14 protein-coding genes, 1 tRNA gene and 1 pseudogene are annotated in these 17,579 nt (G+C 57.5%); 14 read left to right on the top strand and 2 right to left on the bottom strand.

All coding sequences use genetic code 11. The features are described from left to right. Together AKG12_RS07300 and AKG12_RS30985 are read left to right on the top strand one after the other, a co-directional pair. Positions 1–77 (top strand) — tRNA-Met (locus AKG12_RS07300). A 130-nt stretch (positions 78–207) separates the two neighbouring features. Continuing rightward, positions 208–414 (top strand): hypothetical protein, encoded by a 207-nt coding sequence (locus AKG12_RS30985; RefSeq protein ID WP_052818339.1) that lies wholly within the window; start codon positions 208–210, stop codon positions 412–414. Between the two features lie 348 nt (positions 415–762). On the opposite strand, the pseudogene AKG12_RS30980 reads toward AKG12_RS30985, so the two are convergent. After that, a pseudogene (locus AKG12_RS30980) lies at positions 763–1,878 on the bottom strand (recombinase family protein); the annotation flags it as partial. Between the two features lie 105 nt (positions 1,879–1,983). Then, on the bottom strand, positions 1,984–2,511 hold the full coding sequence (locus tag AKG12_RS07285; protein WP_052818337.1) for a hypothetical protein: 528 nt from the start codon (positions 2,509–2,511) through the stop codon (positions 1,984–1,986). A 710-nt stretch (positions 2,512–3,221) separates the two neighbouring features. On the opposite strand from AKG12_RS07285, the gene AKG12_RS07275 reads away from it, so the two are divergent. From AKG12_RS07275 to AKG12_RS07220, 12 genes are all read left to right on the top strand, one after another. Continuing rightward, positions 3,222–4,130 carry a hypothetical protein gene (locus tag AKG12_RS07275; RefSeq protein WP_052818335.1) on the top strand — a complete coding sequence of 303 codons (909 nt, stop codon included), beginning with the start codon at positions 3,222–3,224 and terminating at the stop codon, positions 4,128–4,130. 81 nt (positions 4,131–4,211) lie between these two features. After that, positions 4,212–4,631: a hypothetical protein gene (locus tag AKG12_RS30180; RefSeq protein ID WP_156316033.1), complete on the top strand. Its 420-nt coding sequence runs from the start codon at positions 4,212–4,214 to the stop codon at positions 4,629–4,631. Then, positions 4,628–6,667 carry an AAA family ATPase gene (locus tag AKG12_RS07265; RefSeq protein WP_052818333.1) on the top strand — a complete coding sequence of 680 codons (2,040 nt, stop codon included), beginning with the start codon at positions 4,628–4,630 and terminating at the stop codon, positions 6,665–6,667. Before AKG12_RS30180 ends, AKG12_RS07265 begins: the two co-directional genes overlap by 4 nt. After that, entirely contained in the window at positions 6,660–7,409 is a 750-nt protein-coding gene (locus AKG12_RS07260) for an ATP-dependent metallopeptidase FtsH/Yme1/Tma family protein (RefSeq protein WP_052818332.1), read from the top strand. Before AKG12_RS07265 ends, AKG12_RS07260 begins: the two co-directional genes overlap by 8 nt. 499 nt (positions 7,410–7,908) lie before the next feature. Then, the gene (locus AKG12_RS07255; protein WP_052818331.1) at positions 7,909–8,244 is read left to right on the top strand and encodes a hypothetical protein; all 336 of its coding nucleotides are present in this window, start codon (positions 7,909–7,911) and stop codon (positions 8,242–8,244) included. Between the two features lie 238 nt (positions 8,245–8,482). Continuing rightward, positions 8,483–10,927, top strand: a complete 2,445-nt coding sequence (gene hsdR, locus AKG12_RS07250) for an EcoAI/FtnUII family type I restriction enzme subunit R (protein ID WP_052818330.1) — start codon at positions 8,483–8,485, stop codon at positions 10,925–10,927. Between the two features lie 14 nt (positions 10,928–10,941). Then, the gene (locus tag AKG12_RS07245) at positions 10,942–11,991 is read left to right on the top strand and encodes an endonuclease/exonuclease/phosphatase family protein (protein ID WP_052818329.1); all 1,050 of its coding nucleotides are present in this window, start codon (positions 10,942–10,944) and stop codon (positions 11,989–11,991) included. Between the two features lie 119 nt (positions 11,992–12,110). After that, positions 12,111–13,565, top strand: coding sequence for a type I restriction-modification system subunit M (locus AKG12_RS07240; protein ID WP_052818328.1), 1,455 nt, complete (start codon positions 12,111–12,113; stop codon positions 13,563–13,565). Then, complete coding sequence (locus tag AKG12_RS07235; RefSeq protein WP_052818327.1) at positions 13,562–15,250, top strand: restriction endonuclease subunit S; 1,689 nt, start codon at positions 13,562–13,564, stop codon at positions 15,248–15,250. The genes AKG12_RS07240 and AKG12_RS07235 overlap by 4 nt, the downstream gene beginning before the upstream one ends. A gap of 73 nt (positions 15,251–15,323) precedes the next feature. Next, positions 15,324–15,776, top strand: a complete 453-nt coding sequence (locus AKG12_RS07230; protein ID WP_197283305.1) for a hypothetical protein — start codon at positions 15,324–15,326, stop codon at positions 15,774–15,776. A 2-nt stretch (positions 15,777–15,778) separates the two neighbouring features. Continuing rightward, positions 15,779–16,588: a GIY-YIG nuclease family protein gene (locus AKG12_RS07225; protein WP_052818325.1), complete on the top strand. Its 810-nt coding sequence runs from the start codon at positions 15,779–15,781 to the stop codon at positions 16,586–16,588. Beyond that, positions 16,588–17,385, top strand: a complete 798-nt coding sequence (locus tag AKG12_RS07220) for a hypothetical protein (RefSeq protein WP_052818324.1) — start codon at positions 16,588–16,590, stop codon at positions 17,383–17,385. The genes AKG12_RS07225 and AKG12_RS07220 overlap by 1 nt, the downstream gene beginning before the upstream one ends. The last annotated feature ends 194 nt before the right edge of the window (positions 17,386–17,579 follow it).

Genomic DNA, 17,579 nt, shown 5'->3' with positions numbered 1-17,579 from the left:
CGCGGGGTGGAGCAGCCCGGTAGCTCGTCAGGCTCATAACCTGAAGGCCGCAGGTTCAAATCCTGCCCCCGCAACCACTGAAACTTGTAACAGCTTCCAGTCAGCTTCCGCCTCTGCGAGAACAGCACGGAAGCGTTCAAGATACGCCAGCTTCTCCGACTGATCATTGAACTCACCCGCCCTAACCCGGCGGGCGAAATCGTTTCTATGACGCTCAGTCAAACCGGCACTATATTCCTGGAACGCCTGCATCGACGCCAGGACGGCGGCCAGATGGCCGTGAATGGTCAGGTCGGCCGATTTGCCGTCCGCCGATGGCGCGATGACGACCTTCTGAACCAATTGCCTCACGAAGTTGAAATGTCGCTGAACGTCATCGTGTTCGCTTACACCGGTGCGCACCATTGCCGTTAGGGCGTCGATGGCTGCGGAATACATGGATGGGTTCACGACAAAAGTCTTCGGCGGCCCTTTTCTCTTTCGGGTCGTTTTTGCAAGGCTGGCCTCAAGCTCTTCACGCTGTTTCTGGAGGTCATCGAGCATCTTGTTGAAGGCTTCGATCTGCGGTTGGCCATTCATGATGCGCTGGGTAATCTGCCCTGCGACGACATCCTGTTTGTGAGAAATCTCTCGTAGATTGGCGCGCAGCTTTGCCTCATTACGTTCGCCGCCCTTACTGGTAGCTGACAGCTGCCTATTAATCTCGTCCTGGATCGATGCCGTGCTCTCGACTGAAAGCAGACGCGCGGGAATAGCGTCGAGGATTCGGCTTTCCAACTCGTGCCGGCTGATCGTTTTGGAGTTGGTGCAGACGATGTTGCCCTGATGCTCGATCGGTAGTTTCTTCTGACGATTGGTACAGCCATAGCGGTCCTTCGCCATGATAGCGTAGGGTCCGCTGCAATGCTGGCACTCAAGCAATCCACTGAGCAGGTAAGATGGGCGGTGGGTTCGGTTTAGGCGGTTGGTCGTCGTGTGGCTGAAACTTGCCTCGACTTCCAATTGGCGCTTCTTGACCTTCGCCCACAGTTCGTCGGACACGATCCTGAGTGCCGGTACTTCACCGACAACCCACTCGCTCTTGTCATTCATCCGTGCTTCGCGGTTCTCTGTTTCCGGGTTCTTCCGAAAATTGCGCCGGTTGAAGACGAGCCTACCGACATAGGTCTCGTTGTTTAGGATGCCGGCACCTCGGTCTCGGTGACCGCGGATTGCTGTGTCCCGCCACTTTAGCCCTCGTGGGCCTGGAAGCACGGGTGCGCGGTTGTTCAGATCGAAGGCGAGTTCCTTCGGCGACCTCCCAAGTGCGTACTGCTCAAAAATCCATCGGACGATCTCGGCTTGCTCTTCGTTAACCTCGCGGAGCCCGGGAATGCGGTCGCCATTACCGTCATATTCAAGCTTTACTCGATAGCCGTAGGCCAGACAGGTTGTCGCCTTGCCCTTACGAACGGCGGTCTTCATGCCTTCCCGGGTACGGTACCTGATCTGCTCGATCAGTTCCTGGCTCAGGGTGACGCGCAGGCCCATCTCAATGTCCGTTACCGCTGTCCCCCCGTGGACCGTCCATAGTTCGATATCCTCGAACTTTAATCGCTTGAGGAAGCCGTTCCCGTGTTCGGCGTCGCGCGAGATGCGGTCCACCGTGACGCACAGGACAATATCGATATCTCGTTTTTTGGCTCTTGCCAGTAGAGCCTGAATGCCGCGGCGCTTTGTATAGCTCGTACCGCTCACCGCGTGGTCGGTGAAGACTTCGATCAGCTTCCATCCGCGGCTCTGGATGAAAGCGCGGCCGAGTTCGATCTGGGTTTCGATCGACACCTCGTTCTGACGTTCGGTCGAGTAGCGAGCATAAAAAAGGACGTTCTTGGTCATGAAGGCTCTACGAAAGACAATTGTGGACGAAACCTAGTGGGAAATTTTGCCGTTCCAAGCCGGCGCACGAAATTTGTGACGCACCGGCTCGGAGAGGTCTATTGATCAGGGGGCCACGTTACGAAAGATGCCCTGTTCGAAAAGCTCCGGCGTTCCGTAGTGTCGGCGCATGCCCGCCACATCTACGAGGATACCGGCGCTCTTTTTGTTCCGTAGCAGGTTGATGACGAAGTCCGTCTCGAACACGACCCCGAAATACAGATTGTCGGCCACGTCGCGCCATGTGGGATCGATCACCTTTCCATCGGCGTCGACAAGCCAGGCGTGTTGCATCGGAATCCCCAATTCGTCCATCGCATAGCCTTCGGCGTAGTGGATGCTGGTATCGCCAGCATCCAGTCGTTCGATGACAATCCGCGTGACGTTATCGAAGCATTGCTTCGCAGGCCCAAGTGTAAACCAGCTGGGATTGGTGTCCGCCGGCTCGAAGGTCTTTGCGTGTTGCAGCAAGGCGGTTGCCGGTCCGAAGCCTCGCTCCATCTCGGCGTTCATCTGGATGAACGTAAGGAGGTGTTCGAGATAGGGATCGGACGTCGTGTCAATTTGGTGGTTGGGGTATAAGGTGTCAGCCATCGTCGTCTCCCTGCGCATAGCGCATCGTTTGATCTTCGGAATTGTCGGAAAAAAACGATGACGGGACCGTGTGAGCCGGTATTTACCGTCGAGAGCTCTCTGACGCAGGATCGGTTCTCTCTCACGCTCACAACCGCTTGGGACGACACTGTCGTGATTGCTTACATAGCGGTCATTGCTGAAGTTGCAAGCCGTTTCGGACGGTTGATGCCGACCAATCTGATCGCTTGGTTAAGAATGGCCTGCGGTTTCGTTAACCATACCGGAGCTCTTTGTTCCGGGTGTGTTCTAACCGGCTTGCCGGACACGAATCTCCGGGCTATGTCGATGGTGTCAGCAGAAACTGAATGTCTGCAGACACTTAGCGGCCCCCGCCGATGCGCCAACATCGAACGAGGGCCTGACCCGTAACCTTCTTTGGAAAGGCCTTGGGCTATGTCGACCCTTACCTGCTTTGCTTCCGAACGGGAAGCTTCTCCGTCTCCTGATCCTGTTGATGAACGCCTGTCGCCGCAGCGGTGGTTGGCTTCTCGTGTTTTTGGGCGTGCCTCTGCACCGGCAATCGCTTGACCCACTCAACTGATCATCCCTGACTTCGACACGGCTTCGATTGAAGCTTGCTGGCTGCCGGATACGGAAATCATTTCCGCGTCGGAAGCCGCGCGCCTGAAGTCTGCGGGCTGATCGTCATCGTCAGCAGGAGTACTATCATGACGACCATTCTTTCGGGCGCGCCTAGCGCGCCAGCCTATCCGCATGCCGTCGATCTCGACGCCCTGAAGCTTCGCTTCGACATTCTCATTGGCGAATTGTCTGCGCAGCCGTTCTCGGCAGGCGCACTTTCCAACGCACTTGCCGGAGGCGTCAATGAAGCCGCCGCAATCCTGCGTGCCATCCCGATCCAGGAAGGTCGGCTGCTTGAGCGCGGTATCGGCATCATCGCCGGCCTCAACCCCGACCTCGTGGTACTGACGCAAAACCTGCGGCTGCCGGTCACGAAGACGGCGCTTGAGCTCGTCGAGAAAAACGACCCAAAGCACTTTCGTTCCCTCACACTCGATGCAGATACCGGCGGGCGCAAAACCTATACGCCTGATCTGATCCTTGTGAACAGGAAGACGAAGCTCGCGCATGTCATCGACGTAAAACGCAGCCTTGGCTCGTACGAACTCTCCCGCATCAACGACCTCAAATCTCGGATGCTGGCGGCGGCGCTCGTTGTTCCCGATCTTCTGTACCGCGAGCATCATCGGCTCGTGGCCGAAGAAGTCCGCGTCGTCATTCTGAACGCAGAAAACCAGCGCTCCGACATCGACGGTGGTGTGTGGCCGCTGAGTGATCTCGATCATCTCGTCGAGGTTGGCGGGGCCGGTCAGGCGCTTGGCATGCTGCGTGAATGCTTCCATGCCAGGATCGACGAGAACTGGACACTGGCAAGGCATGCCTTGGCCCCAGGAAAGCAACCGGATCACCGCGGTGCCATAGCCGATGTCGCCGAGGGCGAGGGAAACGCGTCGCTGGTCGTAGCAGAACAAGCGGTCACCGAGAACGAAAGGGCTGCTGATCGTGGCCAAATTCGCGTCGGTTTTGCCCGCAGTCCGAAGACCGGCACGGGCTGAGCGGCCCCACCGACCGTCTTTCCACTTTCCGTTTCATCATTCACGCCGGACAGTCAGGTTCGGCGGCAGGAGACGTCTGCCATGCGCCGACCCACATCCAATGTCATCGCTTTCCCCAATACCCCTTCAGAACAGCTATCCTCGACACCCGTGGCATCCAGCCGGTCGAAGCGACTGGCGAAGTTGCAAGGCGCGACCAGCCAGAGTGCGACATCCAGGTCGCAGGCCATTCCTCGGGCGATCGCAATGTGTGCGGCAACGCCAACATCTTTGCCCGATCCGGCCATCGTCGCGCAGGTCGTGATCGGTTTTGCCCGACGCAAGGGCATTGCGATGAGCAGCGTCCCCAAAATCTTCCGAGAGCAACTGCTGGCATTGTGTGCCGCTGGCGATCCAACGGCGCTGATGTTGCGTGACTGGCTGGAGGGCAATCGACAGCTGCTCGCCATCGATGGGGTGCCGGACCTTGGTAAGGCCCGTGGAAACGGGGAGGGCGCATGATGGAAACGCTGACGGATCGTATCACCCGTTATCTGCTGGCCCGCATTCGGCGGCTGTCCATCCTCGATCTCTACGAGCGGGCCGCCGTTGTCGGATTGCTGGAGGCGGACTTCATCATTGAAGGCGATGAAACGTCAGGCACGATCTGGCGCGTCCCTGAACAGTGCTTGCGCCTGCTCGACGCTGAACCTAGCAGAGTGCGGGCCGAACTCGAGCGACGTCTCGGAAAAGCGCCATACAAGACGACAACACTCGACATGCTGCTTCAGGACCTTCCAGGGGAGCCGCCTCGTGAAAAGGCTCGCTCGGGCGGGAATGTCAAAAGCAAACGGAATACCTCGACCGCTGCTGCCCGCCTGAAGCCGACCTCGGGCGATGCAATGTCGGTTCCGGAAAAGTCGTCATCGACGTCCAGGCAATTCCTGGCGCTGCTTCGTCAGCACATTGCGCCGCCAAGCGTTGCCCATGTCGCGGTGGCTCTGTTGGTTGCCCGCGCGGTTGGTACAAGCGTCCCTGACCTGTCGGCGCTGTCAGCCGTTCTTCGGCAGCCAGGAGCCTTCGTGCTGATCAAGGCACCGGTTGGCCGTTTCGAACGGCGTTTCGGCCTGATGCTTGAAGATGGCTTGATCCTGCCCTACTGGACGAAACTCGAAGATGTCCATCGAAGCAGCCCGCTTTCGGACGGATATGGTGATCGCCGCCGCGGAAAGACCCGCAAGACGATCAAGACATTGGCCGGAACAGATGTGCCGAAAGCAGTCGAACGTTCGCTCAGCCGGTTTCTTGTGGATGTCCTGCTTGAGCGCTCGGCACCCGTCGTCCTTGCCGATGAAACGGAGTCAGCGCTTCCGCCATTTGTGTCGATGACGGCCGACATCGTGCTTGAGACTGGTGGGCTCGACCATGAGCTGATTGCCGAACTTCTGCATATTTGTCTCGGCATCGCGCCAACGCAGTCGCTGCGACTGATGGAAAAGATGGCGCTTGACCTGGAAGGTTTGTCGATCGACACGCTGGCACTGGCCATTCGTTCAGGCCACGGTCTCGAACACATCCTGTCGGTCCTCAAGGCTCTCGGTGAGCGGGCACGTTCCAAAACGTCTGACGATGATGACGACGATCGTGGTTCGGGGCGTGGCAGTGACCGATCAGGCCGACCGAAGGTCAAAAGCCGTTTCTTGATCGAGGACGGTGATGATGAACCAAAGTCCTTGGATGGGATCGACGTTGTTCGGCCTGTGAAGCCTGCTGAGGCATCAGAGAATGAAGGCAGCGGCAGCGCATCCGTCGATCCTGTCAATCCGGAACACAGCCGTCTGCGTGCGCTGCGGGTCGAAACACTGTCGGGCTATGGCGAGGCGCGCGATTGGGCGCTCGATCTCAAGACCGACCTTCAGCTATGGCGCGATGGCGGGCTGGCCTGGAGCGAGATGAGTACGAAGCTGATGCTGTCAGGGCCACCAGGCACAGGAAAGACGACCTATGCCCGCGCTCTTTGCAATACGTTACAGGTTCCTTTGCTGGTAACGTCCGTCGCCTCGTGGCTTGAGCCCGGTTATCTCGGTGATGTCCTAAAGCGCATGTCCAGGGCATTTGAACTGGCGCGGGAGAATGCGCCGGTCATCTTGTTCATCGATGAGATCGACAACATCAACAGCCGTTTTGGAGACCGACGGGGCCCAAATGATGACTATTGGCACTCGCTGATCAATCGGCTGCTTGAGCTTCTCGATGGCGCATCGAAGACCGAGGGCGTGATCGTTGTTGCGGCGACCAACCTGCCGGAAAAGATCGATCCGGCATTGTTGCGGTCGGGGCGGTTGGAGAAACATGTGGCGATCCCCATGCCGGACACTGAGGGGTTGGTCGGCATTCTTGCGTACCATCTCGGAGCTGATCTCGCCGACGTCTTGGCAACTGCACCGTCGGGCGGCTCCAGAGCGATCAAGGCCGACCGCCAGCGTCGAGCCCTTGCCACCAGTGATGAGGCCGATGTCATCGACCAATCCAATCGCGGAGTATCCCAAAATGTCTGAAGCCAGTTCCATGACCACACCAAACCAGAATGCCGATCTTCAACGGCTCGCCTTGCTGGCGTCTGGCAGCACCGGAGCCGACATCGAGCGGCTTGTTCGTGACGTCAGACGGCAAACCAGACGGCAGCAGAGGTCGCTCACTTGGAGCGATCTTGAGCAAGCCCTGCTGGCCGATCAGCTGAAACTCTCGGACGAGGTGCGCTGGCGCAATGCCATTCATGAGGTCGGTCATGCGATCGCGTTCTGTGACACCGGGATTGCCGAGGTCATGACCGTCAGTATTGGGATCGGTGGTATGGGGCAAGTGGTCAGCCGGCAGCATCGGCATCTCGTTCAAAACCAGGACTGGTTGATGCGCAGCATCGCCTGCATGCTGGCAGGCCGAACGGCAGAGCTGCTTGTATTTGGCGATACAGTTGCCGGCGCGGGTGGCTACGACGATAGCGATCTCGCACGGGCGACCGACCATGCCGTTGCCGCCGAGACCCGCCTCGGGTTCTCCGATCATCAGCCGCTGCTTTATCGATCCGTGGCTAGCTCGATCAATGAGCTCAGCTTTGATCGGCATCTTGCTGAGCTAGTCAATGCTCGCCTGGTGACCGCCGAAGCGACAGCGCGAAACCTGCTTGAGAACAGACGGGACGAACTCATTACCATCGCCAAACGGCTGAAGGAGGTCGGGGCCATGACCGGTGAGGAGGTCAGGGCGCTGCTCAGGACCTCGAACGAGCCTGAAACCTGACGAAAATGAGCGGAGTGGCTCCGAAACCGCGATTCCGACCGGCGCCACTCCGATTCCGAATTCCCGAACGCCGATTCCAAAATCGCGGACATCGATTCCGATTTACGGAAATGCGATTCTGGCGCCGGTCCCGACGTCGTTCGGGCGTGGTCGGGTGACCCGTCGTCGGTGTGCGTCATCCTGATCTGACGGCAACCGGCTTTACATTGGATGACGTCATCTGCATGTCAGCTCACGTCGGATCAAGGTAGGCATACCCTGTCCTACGTTCCCGGCAATTCGAAACACATTGTCTCAATTTACCCTTCCGCGATTCCTGATCCAATTCTGTCGTTGCCAATGTCCCGAATGCCGATTCCGATGCAAACCACGTTTGCGGAACAACGGTTGCTCGACCGGCGATCCAGATTCCTCCTCCGAAATGTCAACACAGGCAGCCGCGCTTGTTCCTTGCATCGCCGACAATGACGCTGAGGCTCCACAACAAGGAGACAACGCAATGACCAGGAAATCGAAGAAGCAGCGCAATGCCGAGCAGGCGGCACGTCAGCAGAGTGTCAGAGACGAGGCCAAGGCTCGACGCCGGCCATCGCGGGACGATCTCGCGCGAGTGCTTTTGTGGCAAATGATCGTGGCGGCTCAGGGTCGGAAAGATGCACGGCTCGCTCTGGACAAGCTGTCCGAAGCCATCGTCGCTGACTTGGAGCGCCAGGGATTCGATGTCCGAGAGAGCGAGGACGTCTTCGAAGCGCTTACCGATAGGTACTCGGATGGACTGTTTCCGTTCCGGCCCAAATGGCATCTCAAGTCTCGACCTATGGTCTCTCAACCATGATGTTGATGGCACAGTGCAGCGGTGTCAGCTCACATTTCCTTTGCAGGCGTGCAGCATCATTCCGCGAACGGCGTTCCATTATTTCCCAACGTCTTCCCTCCATTACTCCTGATCACGCCGTTTGCAGAGGAATCGATAATACTCAGCAATTCATGATTGCCTGTTCTCTGGGTTGCAATCGCGCTGCGAACACTATTCATATTCGTAATCAATGGGAATGCGGGGGAACGGCAACCGGATGGACAAGCGCTCTTTGACAGAACGCGATATCTGCACGAAATTCATCTTGCCGGCCGTAAAGCAGGCCGGCTGGGATATGATGCTGCAGGTCCGCGAAGAGGTCTTCTTCACCAAGGGCCGGATCACCGTGCGTGGTAAGCTCGTCGCTCGCGGCAACGCCAAGAAGGCAGATGTCGTTCTCTACTACAAGCCGAACATCCCGATCGCTCTGATTGAGGCGAAGGACAACAATCATGCGGTGGGCGACGGCCTGCAACAGGGGCTGGAATACGCCGAGACGCTCGCTATCCCCTTCGTGTTTGCCTCGAATGGCGACGGCTTCGTGTTTCATGATCGCACTGGCCTGCGGGACCTGAAGGAAGAAAATCTCCATCTCGACCAGTTCCCGACGCCGGATGAGCTTTGGCGGCTCTACCGCCGATGGAAAGGTCTGGACACGTCCGCCGAAGCACTGGTGCTTCAAGACTACTATGATGACGGCAGCGGCAAGGCTCCGCGCTACTATCAGGTAAATGCCGTCAATGCCGCGATCGAGGCCATCGCTAAAGGGCAGGATCGAGTCCTGTTGGTCATGGCAACCGGGACCGGCAAGACCTACACCGCCTTCCAGATCATCTGGCGTGTGTGGAAGGCCGGCCGCAAGAAGCGCATCCTGTTTCTGGCAGATCGCAACGTGCTCATCGATCAGACCATGGTCAACGACTTTCGCCCCTTTGGTGGCGCGATGGCCAAGCTCTCCACCAAGTCGAAGACGATCGAGCGCTCGGACGGAACTGAAGTGGATGTGCCGCTGGCGTTGGATCGCAAGCGTCGTATAGACACCTCTTTCGAAATCTACCTCGGTATCTACCAGGCGATCACCGGCCCCGAGGAGCGGCAAAAACTGTTCCGCGAATTCTCGTCGGATTTTTTCGACCTGATCGTCATCGACGAGTGCCACCGCGGCAGTGCTGCCGAAGATTCCGCCTGGCGGGAAATCCTGGAGTATTTCTCCGCTGCCAGCCAGATCGGTTTGACGGCGACGCCGAAGGAGACGGAATATGTGTCCAACACCGCCTATTTCGGCAAACCGGTGTTCACGTACTCCCTGAAGCAGGGCATCAGCGACGGCTTTCTCGCACCCTACAAGGTGATCAAGGTCCATATCGACCGCGACGTTGAAGGGTATCGGCCGGAAAAGGGCCAACTTGACCGTGACGGCGAGGAAGTCGAGGACCGCATCTACAATGCCAAGGATTTCGACCGCACGCTGGTGCTGGACGACCGCACCAACCTGGTTTCTGCCAAGGTGACAGAATTCCTGAAGGAGAGCGGCGACCGATACCAGAAGACGATTGTCTTCTGCGTCGACGAGGAGCATGCCGCCCGCATGCGCCAGGCGCTGATCAACGACAACAAGGACCTCTGCGACGAAAACGGCCGCTATGTCATGCGCATCACCGGAAGTGACATGCTCGGCCAGGCGCAGATCGGCAACTTCATCGATCCGGAATCGCGCTACCCGGTGATCGTCACCACGTCGCGCCTCCTGTCTACCGGCGTCGACGCCCAGACCTGCCGTCTCATCGTGCTGGACCGCCCCGTCGGCTCGATGACGGAGTTCAAGCAGATCGTTGGCCGCGGCACGCGCGTGCATAAGGATACGCAGAAATTTTACTTCACCCTCATGGATTTTCGCGGGGCTACGAACCACTTCGCCGATCCCGAATTTGATGGCGATCCGGTGCAGATTTATGTGGCGGGCGAGAACGATCCCATTACTCCGCCGGATGCGGAGCCTCCCGGCTTCGAAGACAACGACCAGGACGGCTACACCACCGAGCCGCCGACCACCGGTGACGAGGACGTGACGTTCCCGGGCGGAGGCGGTGAACGCCAGAAGAAGGTCTATGTCGACGGTATCAGCGCAAAGGTCATCGCCGAGCGGGTCGAATATCTCGATGCCAATGGCAAGCTCGTCACCGAAAGCCTGCGCGATTTCACCAAGGCGGCCCTTCTTCGGCATTTTGCAAGCCTTGATGATTTCCTGCGTCGGTGGAAGTCGGAAGAGCGTAAGGATGCGCTGGTGAAGGAACTGGCGGCCGAAGGACTGCCACTAGACATGATCGCCAAAGAGCTTGGCATCGACCTCGATCCCTTCGACCTCGTCTGCCACATCGCCTTTGATCGCAAACCGCTGACGCGGCAGGAGCGTGCCGACAATGTGAAGAAGCGCGACGTCTTTGCCCGCTATGAAGGCAAGGCGCGCGCCGTGCTTGATGTGCTCTTGTCCAAGTATGCCGATGAAGGCGTTATGAACCTCGACGACACGAACGTGCTGAAGATACCGCCAGCCAACACGCTCGGCACCGCTATCGAACTTGTCCGCGCCTTTGGCGGCAAAGCCGCATTTGAACAGGCGGTCCATGCCATGCAGGCCGCGCTTTATCATGAAACCGCTTAGAGGGAGGAGCCGTGATGTCTACACTGAGAATTGCTACATACAACATCGAATGGATGAATAACCTCTTCTTGAAAGGTGAAGCTAAGCTTCGAACTGAGCCCGCGAAAGGTATGGGACGCTTCCCGACTGATCCGCGCGGTGTCGCCGAACGGATCGCCGGTGTAATAAAGGGTTTAGATGCCCACATCATTGGCGTGCAGGAAGGGCCTTCGAAACTCAGCCAGATGCAGTTCTTTTCGGACGAGTTCCTGGACGGCCGCTACACAGCGTCGGGAATCGAATCCGGTTCGCAAAGCATCTATGCGCTGGTTCGAAATGATTGCCCCATAAAAGCAACGCCATACGATTCAAGTAGTGTCTACTACAAGAGGCTCTTGAAACCGGTTCAGTTCCAGCCGTGGGGCGAAATGAACAACGCCAAGAAATACAAGATGGCGCGTCCTCCAGCGCTGATCAGGTTGGCAGGCGAAGACGACAACAAGCCGATACACCTTGTCGTCGCCCACACCAAGAGCCAGTTCACCAGCGGCTTTAGCAAGGCGAAGTTTGCTGCGCGAGAGCCAGCAGCAATGCGTGAGGCGATCCTATCACGTCAAAAGCTCAGCGCTGATGTCGCAGCACTGCGACGCCACATAACAAACGTGATCCTGGAGCGGCAGAATGCCAGCGGCGTGATCGTCATGGGGGACTTAAACGACGGCTTCACTCGGAGCGTCTTCGAGAAGGAGTTTCTGATGCAGAGCCTGGTCGACGAGCTGCGTGGCAGCTTTCGTCGGCAGAGTGCTTTGCTCGATCATGTGCTCGATGAGGCGCAGCTCCGCAGCACAGAGGCCTACACCGTCGAGTTCAGAAGTCCCGAAAAGCGCGGCATTACGCGCGAACTGATTGACCACATTCTGGTAACACCAGCGCTTAGAGACCCTGAATTCTGGCTGACGTTGCAGCCGGGCGCGGCAACGATTGCCCACGAAATCTCGAAAGCTCATACCTCGGGCACTGGTGCGAAGGCTGATGATCGACCGAGCGACCATATTCCGGTCTATGCTGATTTCATCGTTACATAGGAGCACGACAGTGTCCTGGGCGGGAAGATTTCCTGCTGCAATCGTAAAAAAGGCTGCGGCCCCCGCGTCGAGTGTGTATTTGTCGCTGCCGGTATCCAAAGTAATCAAAGAGAATAGAAATGTCAGTCCGTAACACCGTCAAATCCATCCAGGATATCATGCGCCAGGATGCGGGCGTCGATGGCGATGCCCAGCGCATCAGCCAGCTATGCTGGATGTTCTTCTTGAAGATCATGGACGATCAGGACCAGGAACTGGAGCTGACTCACGACAGCTATGTCTCGCCGATCCCGGAGAGGTTCCAGTGGCGCAACTGGGCGTCAGACCCGGAAGGCATCACGGGAGAGGCACTGCTGAATTTCGTCAATGGCGAACTCTTCCCGGCGCTGAAAGGACTCCCTATCTCGACGAAACCCGGTGATCGTCGCCGTGTCGTGCGCGATCTGTTTGAAGATGCCTATAACTACATGAAGTCCGGTCAACTAATCCGACAGGTGGTCAACAAGATCAGCGACGTCGATTTCAACAGCCTGGCGGAGCGCCAGCATTTCGGCGAAATCTACGAACAGATTTTGAACGACCTGCAATCGGCCGGCAATGCAGGCGAATATTACACCCCGCGCGCGCTTACATCCTTCATGGTCGACCGCATTGATCCCACACCGGGAGAAACGCTGTTCGATCCGGCCTGCGGCACGGGCGGTTTCTTAACCTGCGCCATACGCCACATGGAAAAACATCACGTTCGCACCCCGGACCAGCGCGAGAAGATGCAGGCCGGTCTGCGTGCCGTGGAAAAGAAGCCGCTGCCGCATATGCTCTGCGTCACCAACATGTTGCTGCATGGCATCGAGGACCCGAGCTTCGTACGCCATGACAATACGCTCGCCCGCCCGCTGATTTCCTGGGGCAAGGATGAGCGCGTCGATATCGTGCTCACCAACCCGCCCTTTGGCGGGCGTGAGGAAGACGGTATCGAGAACAACTTCCCGACCTTCCGCACCAAGGAAACCGCTGACCTGTTTTTGGCGCTGATCGTGCGCCTGCTGAAGGATGGCGGGCGTGCCGCCGTCGTCCTGCCGGATGGATCGCTGTTTGGCGAAGGCATCAAGACGCGGCTGAAGGAGCATCTCCTGGAGGAGTGCAATCTCCACACCATCGTGCGACTGCCCAATTCCGTCTTCAAACCCTATGCCTCGATCGGCACTAACCTGCTGTTTTTTGAAAAGGGCACGTCGACCAAGTACATCTGGTATTGGGAACACCGGGTGCCTGAGGGCCAGAAGGCCTATTCCATGACCAAGCCTATCAGGCAGGAGCATCTGCAAGATTGTGTCGATTGGTGGGGTGGCAAGGAGCGCAAGGGCCGCGAGGACGGCCCGCAGGCATGGCGCGTGAGCCTGGAAGAGGTGAAGGCGCGGGGCTACAATCTGGACTTCAAGAACCCGCACACGGTGGACGATGACCATGGGGACCCGGAGACCCTGCTGGAAGAGCTGACAGCTGCCGAAACCAGTGCGGCCCGTCTGCGCGACCAGTTGAAGAACATCCTGGCCGAGGCGCTGGCCCGATGAACGCCGATCGCCTGTTGCAGCACTACGAACAGATTGCCGATGCCCCGGATGCGATTGCCCGTCTGCGGCGGTTTGTTCTCGATCTGGCGGTGCGGGGCAAGCTCGTGCTACAGGACCCTAAGGATGAGCCGGCGTCGGAGTTGTTAAGGCGGATCGCGGTGGTGAAGTCACTGTCGCCCCGAAAAGAGCGAGCTAAGGGGCGAGAAGAGGGCCTGTCGAAAGGTGGGACAGATTTTCCACTCCCGGTAGGCTGGGCATCAGCTCCGTTTTCCGACTTGGTCGCTGTGCTTAATGGACGTGCCTACAAGCAGCAGGAGCTCCTCAGCGCAGGGGTGCCTGTATTGAGAGTTGGAAATCTCTTCACTTCTGACAAATGGTACTACTCTGACCTTCACCTTCCCGAGGATAAGTACTGCGACAATGGGGATTTGATTTTTGCGTGGTCTGCCTCCTTCGGTCCTTTCATTTGGAGCGGCGAGAGGGTGGTCTACCACTATCATATTTGGAAGCTGGTCCTTCACAGTGAAGCTGATCTAAGCAAGCTCTACTTGTACAATTTCCTCCTGCAAAAGACCCGTGAGATCAAGAATGCCGGGCACGGTATCTCCATGATTCATATGACCAAAGAGAAGATGGAGCAGCTGTCAGTTCCTTTGCCACCTCTCGCCGAACAACACCGTATTGTCGCGAAGGTCGATGAACTGATGGCGTTGTGCGACCAGTTGGAGGCGGCGCGAACGGAGCGGGAGACGAAGCGGGACCGGCTGGCGGCGGCAAGCCTTGCCCGCCTCAATACTCCCGACCCGGAAACCTTCCGCGACGACGCCCGCTTCGCACTCGATGCCCTGCCGGCGCTCACCGCCCGGCCGGACCAGATCAAGCAGCTGCGCCAAACCATCCTCAACCTCGCCGTCCGCGGCAAGTTGGTAGCCCAAGACCCGGCGGATGAGCCGTCAAATAATTTCTTGAAGCGTATCCAATTGAGCAAGGCGAGAAGCCGGAAGCCAACAGCCGAAATCGACGGGAGGAACATCCCGTACGACATACCGAAGACTTGGAACTGGGTGACGCTCGAGCAGATTCTCGTTTTTGGGCCACAAAACGGCATATCGCCACGACCGACAGACCGTGAAGACGCACCGAAGGCGATCACGCTTACTGCTACTACGAGCGGAACATTCAACCCCGCATACTTTAAGCGGGTAGACGGGAAATTTCCGCCAGAATCGGATTTTTGGTTATCTGAAGGCGATCTTCTTTTTCAGCGCGGAAACACTCCGGAATACGTGGGAATGGCCGCAGTCTATCATGGCCCGCCTCAAACATTCTTGTTTCCGGATTTGATTATCAAGGTTCGTGTGTCTGACGATGTTGATCTTTCCTATGTGCACCTTGCTTCAGTATCTCCTTCCAGTCGTCAATATTTGACAGAGAACGCGTCTGGCGCACAGGCTACGATGCCGAAGATCAATCAGACCACGCTTCTATCGTTGCCCATTGCACTTCCACCGCTCGCCGAGCAACGCCGCATCGTTGCGAAGGTCGAACATCTCATGGCGCTCTGCGACCAACTGGAAGTAAGTCTGACGAGTGCTAACGCGACACGGAAAAAACTGCTCGACGCTCTATTGGCCGAAGCGCTTGTGCCGATGCAGGCCGCGACACTTCGGGAGGCGGCCGAATAGCGTGCCGACATCCGCCGCCGAACAAGTCCTCCGTACCAGATTTGGAACTCCTGCAAAGACGGCGACCGAATACGTGATCGGTTTCAAGACCACGGAAGGTCGGGTTCTGGCCCTTCATCGTACCCTTGCGGAGACGACCTTATGGTTTGAGCCTCCGGCACCGCCCGAGATGGATGGGGTGCGACTGTCCGTGGAGAATACTGTCAAGAACGCCAATGGCCAGCTCGTTCAGCGTACCCTGAAAAACAAGGAACTGCGTATGACAGCGCAGCAGCTTGAGGTCCTGATCCGCCAGCTGCTGGTGCAACAGGAAAACAAGTGTGCGCTGACAGGCATCCCTTTCCAGTTTCAAGGGCAGCACGATGACAACAACCTCCTGCCGTCCCTCGACCGGAAAGACAGTAACGGCCACTACGAGGAGGGTAACCTCCAGGTCGTTTGCCAGTTCATAAATTTCTGGAAGGGTGATGCGGATAACGAGGAATTCCGGAGATTGCTGAACGTGGTACGCGGGATCGACGATTGATCATGACAATATTGCTTAGCGACATATGGAACCTCTCAAGACCCGAGGATTACAAGCTTCACTTTGCCCGTTGGAATCAGGCGACCCAGCCTCTCGACGCGTGGGTGAGAGATAGAGACGAGTGGCAGCAGTGGCAGGAATACAGACCAGGACGGGATGATTTCAATCGCCCTTTCATTTTTTCATTGATGCAATTCTACCACCAGCCGGATGCGTGGCTGTTCGGAGGTGTCTTTGAGGTTCTGCAAAGACATCAAGATCGCTACGAGGTGAAACTGACGCAATTAGGGGAAGGTTTCATAGGGCGTTTGAAGATCGGCTCGCCCTACCGGGAGCGTTCGACGCGCGTAAAGTTGGAACAGCACTATTCTGGATTTGTGGTTCAGGAAATTTTACGGGAACCCTATTCTGGTCGGACTTTCCCAGGGTTTGAGAACATCGACCTCTCTTTCGGCGAACTCGAAGCTCTGGCGCGCAACGCCCGCCCGGATTGGAAGGCAGCGCTATCGAGCGTCAAAGGCATCTATCTGATTTCTGATGTTAACACCGGCAAGCGTTACGTAGGCTCAGCCTATGGCGAGTATGGCATCTGGTCACGTTGGGTCGGTTACGCCGCTTCGGGCCACGGGGGCAACGTCGAGCTTCGAAACTTGGTCAGCGACCCAACGCTTGAATATTGTCGGAGGGCGTTCAGATTCTCTTTGCTTGAGCATCGCCCGGTTATGACTCCAGACTTAGCGATTATCGAACGGGAGACATTCTGGAAGCAGATTCTCCTTACGCGCGGCGATTATGGCCTGAATCGGAATTGATGGTGGCCCAGTTCTCCCGCACTATCGGCATCGACTATTCCGGCGCAGCGACGCCGACGTCCAGCCTCAAGGGGTTGCGCGTCTACATCGCATCCGGGGGGCAGCCTCCGTTGGAGGTGCTCCCGCCTCCTTCAAACAAGAAATACTGGACGAGACGCGGACTTGCCGAGTGGCTGGTTGAGACACTCTCGGACGATATTCCCACCATCGTCGGGATCGATCATGCCTTCTCATTCCCGCTTCGCTACTTCGAAACGCATGGCCTTTTGCCGGACTGGCCGAGATTTCTCGAAGACTTCCGGTGCCATTGGCCAACCGATGAAGATCACGCCTATGTAGACTTCGTCCGCGAAGGCGCGCTCGGCAATGGCGCGGCCCGCAGCGGAAATGCTAAGTGGCGGCGGTTGACCGAAGAGCGAGCGCGGGGAGCCAAGTCTGTGTTCCACTTTGACGTTCAGGGATCGGTCGCCAAGTCCACGCATTCCGGCATCCCCTGGCTGTTGTTCATCCGTAAGCAGCTGGGCGAGCGGGTGCATTTCTGGCCCTTCGACGGCTGGGCCATCCCCGCTGGTCGATCGGCGATCGTGGAAGTCTACCCCGTGCTTTGGTCCCGCGAATTTTCGATGAGTGACCGAACCGGTGATCAACACGATGCCTATTCAATTGCGGCCAAGCTTTCTAAGGCTGACAGAGACGGAACGCTTGAACACATGCTGCAGCCAGCGCTTTCCGAGCCTGAACGGGTGATTGCCGGCGTCGAAGGATGGATTTTGGGTGTGTTGGGACAGCGGGCGTAGCTGACGCTCGAGGGCTGTATTCGGTGATAATACTACGTCTCGTAGTCACCATACAGCAGATTGTTTAAATTTGCGTGAGTTGGGCCGTTATCCCAAGACGACCACTGTGTTGTAGCTGCGTTCATAGTCTGCTGCCAGGCCTGGAGTAACTGCTCCGTGACTTCCGTAAGATAAAGAGCGTCTTTTTTCTCGAA

The sequence above is a fragment of the Agrobacterium sp. SUL3 genome, assembly GCF_001263295.1.
Classification (GTDB): domain Bacteria; phylum Pseudomonadota; class Alphaproteobacteria; order Rhizobiales; family Rhizobiaceae; genus Agrobacterium; species Agrobacterium tomkonis.
Note: the sequence above shows the minus strand (reverse complement) of the source record. Positions and strands in the feature narration are given on the sequence as shown.

Bases quoted from the DNA above. Each gene is read 5' to 3' on its own strand.
- AKG12_RS07245 (WP_052818329.1), top strand. From the start codon at position 10,942: ATGTCTACACTGAGAATTGCTACATACAACATCGAATGGATGAATAAC.
- AKG12_RS07285 (WP_052818337.1), bottom strand. From the start codon at position 2,511: ATGGCTGACACCTTATACCCCAACCACCAAATTGACACGACGTCCGAT.
- AKG12_RS07235 (WP_052818327.1), top strand. From the start codon at position 13,562: ATGAACGCCGATCGCCTGTTGCAGCACTACGAACAGATTGCCGATGCC.
- AKG12_RS30985 (WP_052818339.1), top strand. From the start codon at position 208: ATGACGCTCAGTCAAACCGGCACTATATTCCTGGAACGCCTGCATCGA.
- AKG12_RS30180 (WP_156316033.1), top strand. From the start codon at position 4,212: ATGCGCCGACCCACATCCAATGTCATCGCTTTCCCCAATACCCCTTCA.
- AKG12_RS07255 (WP_052818331.1), top strand. From the start codon at position 7,909: ATGACCAGGAAATCGAAGAAGCAGCGCAATGCCGAGCAGGCGGCACGT.
- hsdR (WP_052818330.1), top strand. From the start codon at position 8,483: ATGGACAAGCGCTCTTTGACAGAACGCGATATCTGCACGAAATTCATC.
- AKG12_RS07240 (WP_052818328.1), top strand. From the start codon at position 12,111: ATGTCAGTCCGTAACACCGTCAAATCCATCCAGGATATCATGCGCCAG.
- AKG12_RS07265 (WP_052818333.1), top strand. From the start codon at position 4,628: ATGATGGAAACGCTGACGGATCGTATCACCCGTTATCTGCTGGCCCGC.
- AKG12_RS07220 (WP_052818324.1), top strand. From the start codon at position 16,588: ATGGTGGCCCAGTTCTCCCGCACTATCGGCATCGACTATTCCGGCGCA.
- AKG12_RS07225 (WP_052818325.1), top strand. From the start codon at position 15,779: ATGACAATATTGCTTAGCGACATATGGAACCTCTCAAGACCCGAGGAT.
- AKG12_RS07260 (WP_052818332.1), top strand. From the start codon at position 6,660: ATGTCTGAAGCCAGTTCCATGACCACACCAAACCAGAATGCCGATCTT.
- AKG12_RS07275 (WP_052818335.1), top strand. From the start codon at position 3,222: ATGACGACCATTCTTTCGGGCGCGCCTAGCGCGCCAGCCTATCCGCAT.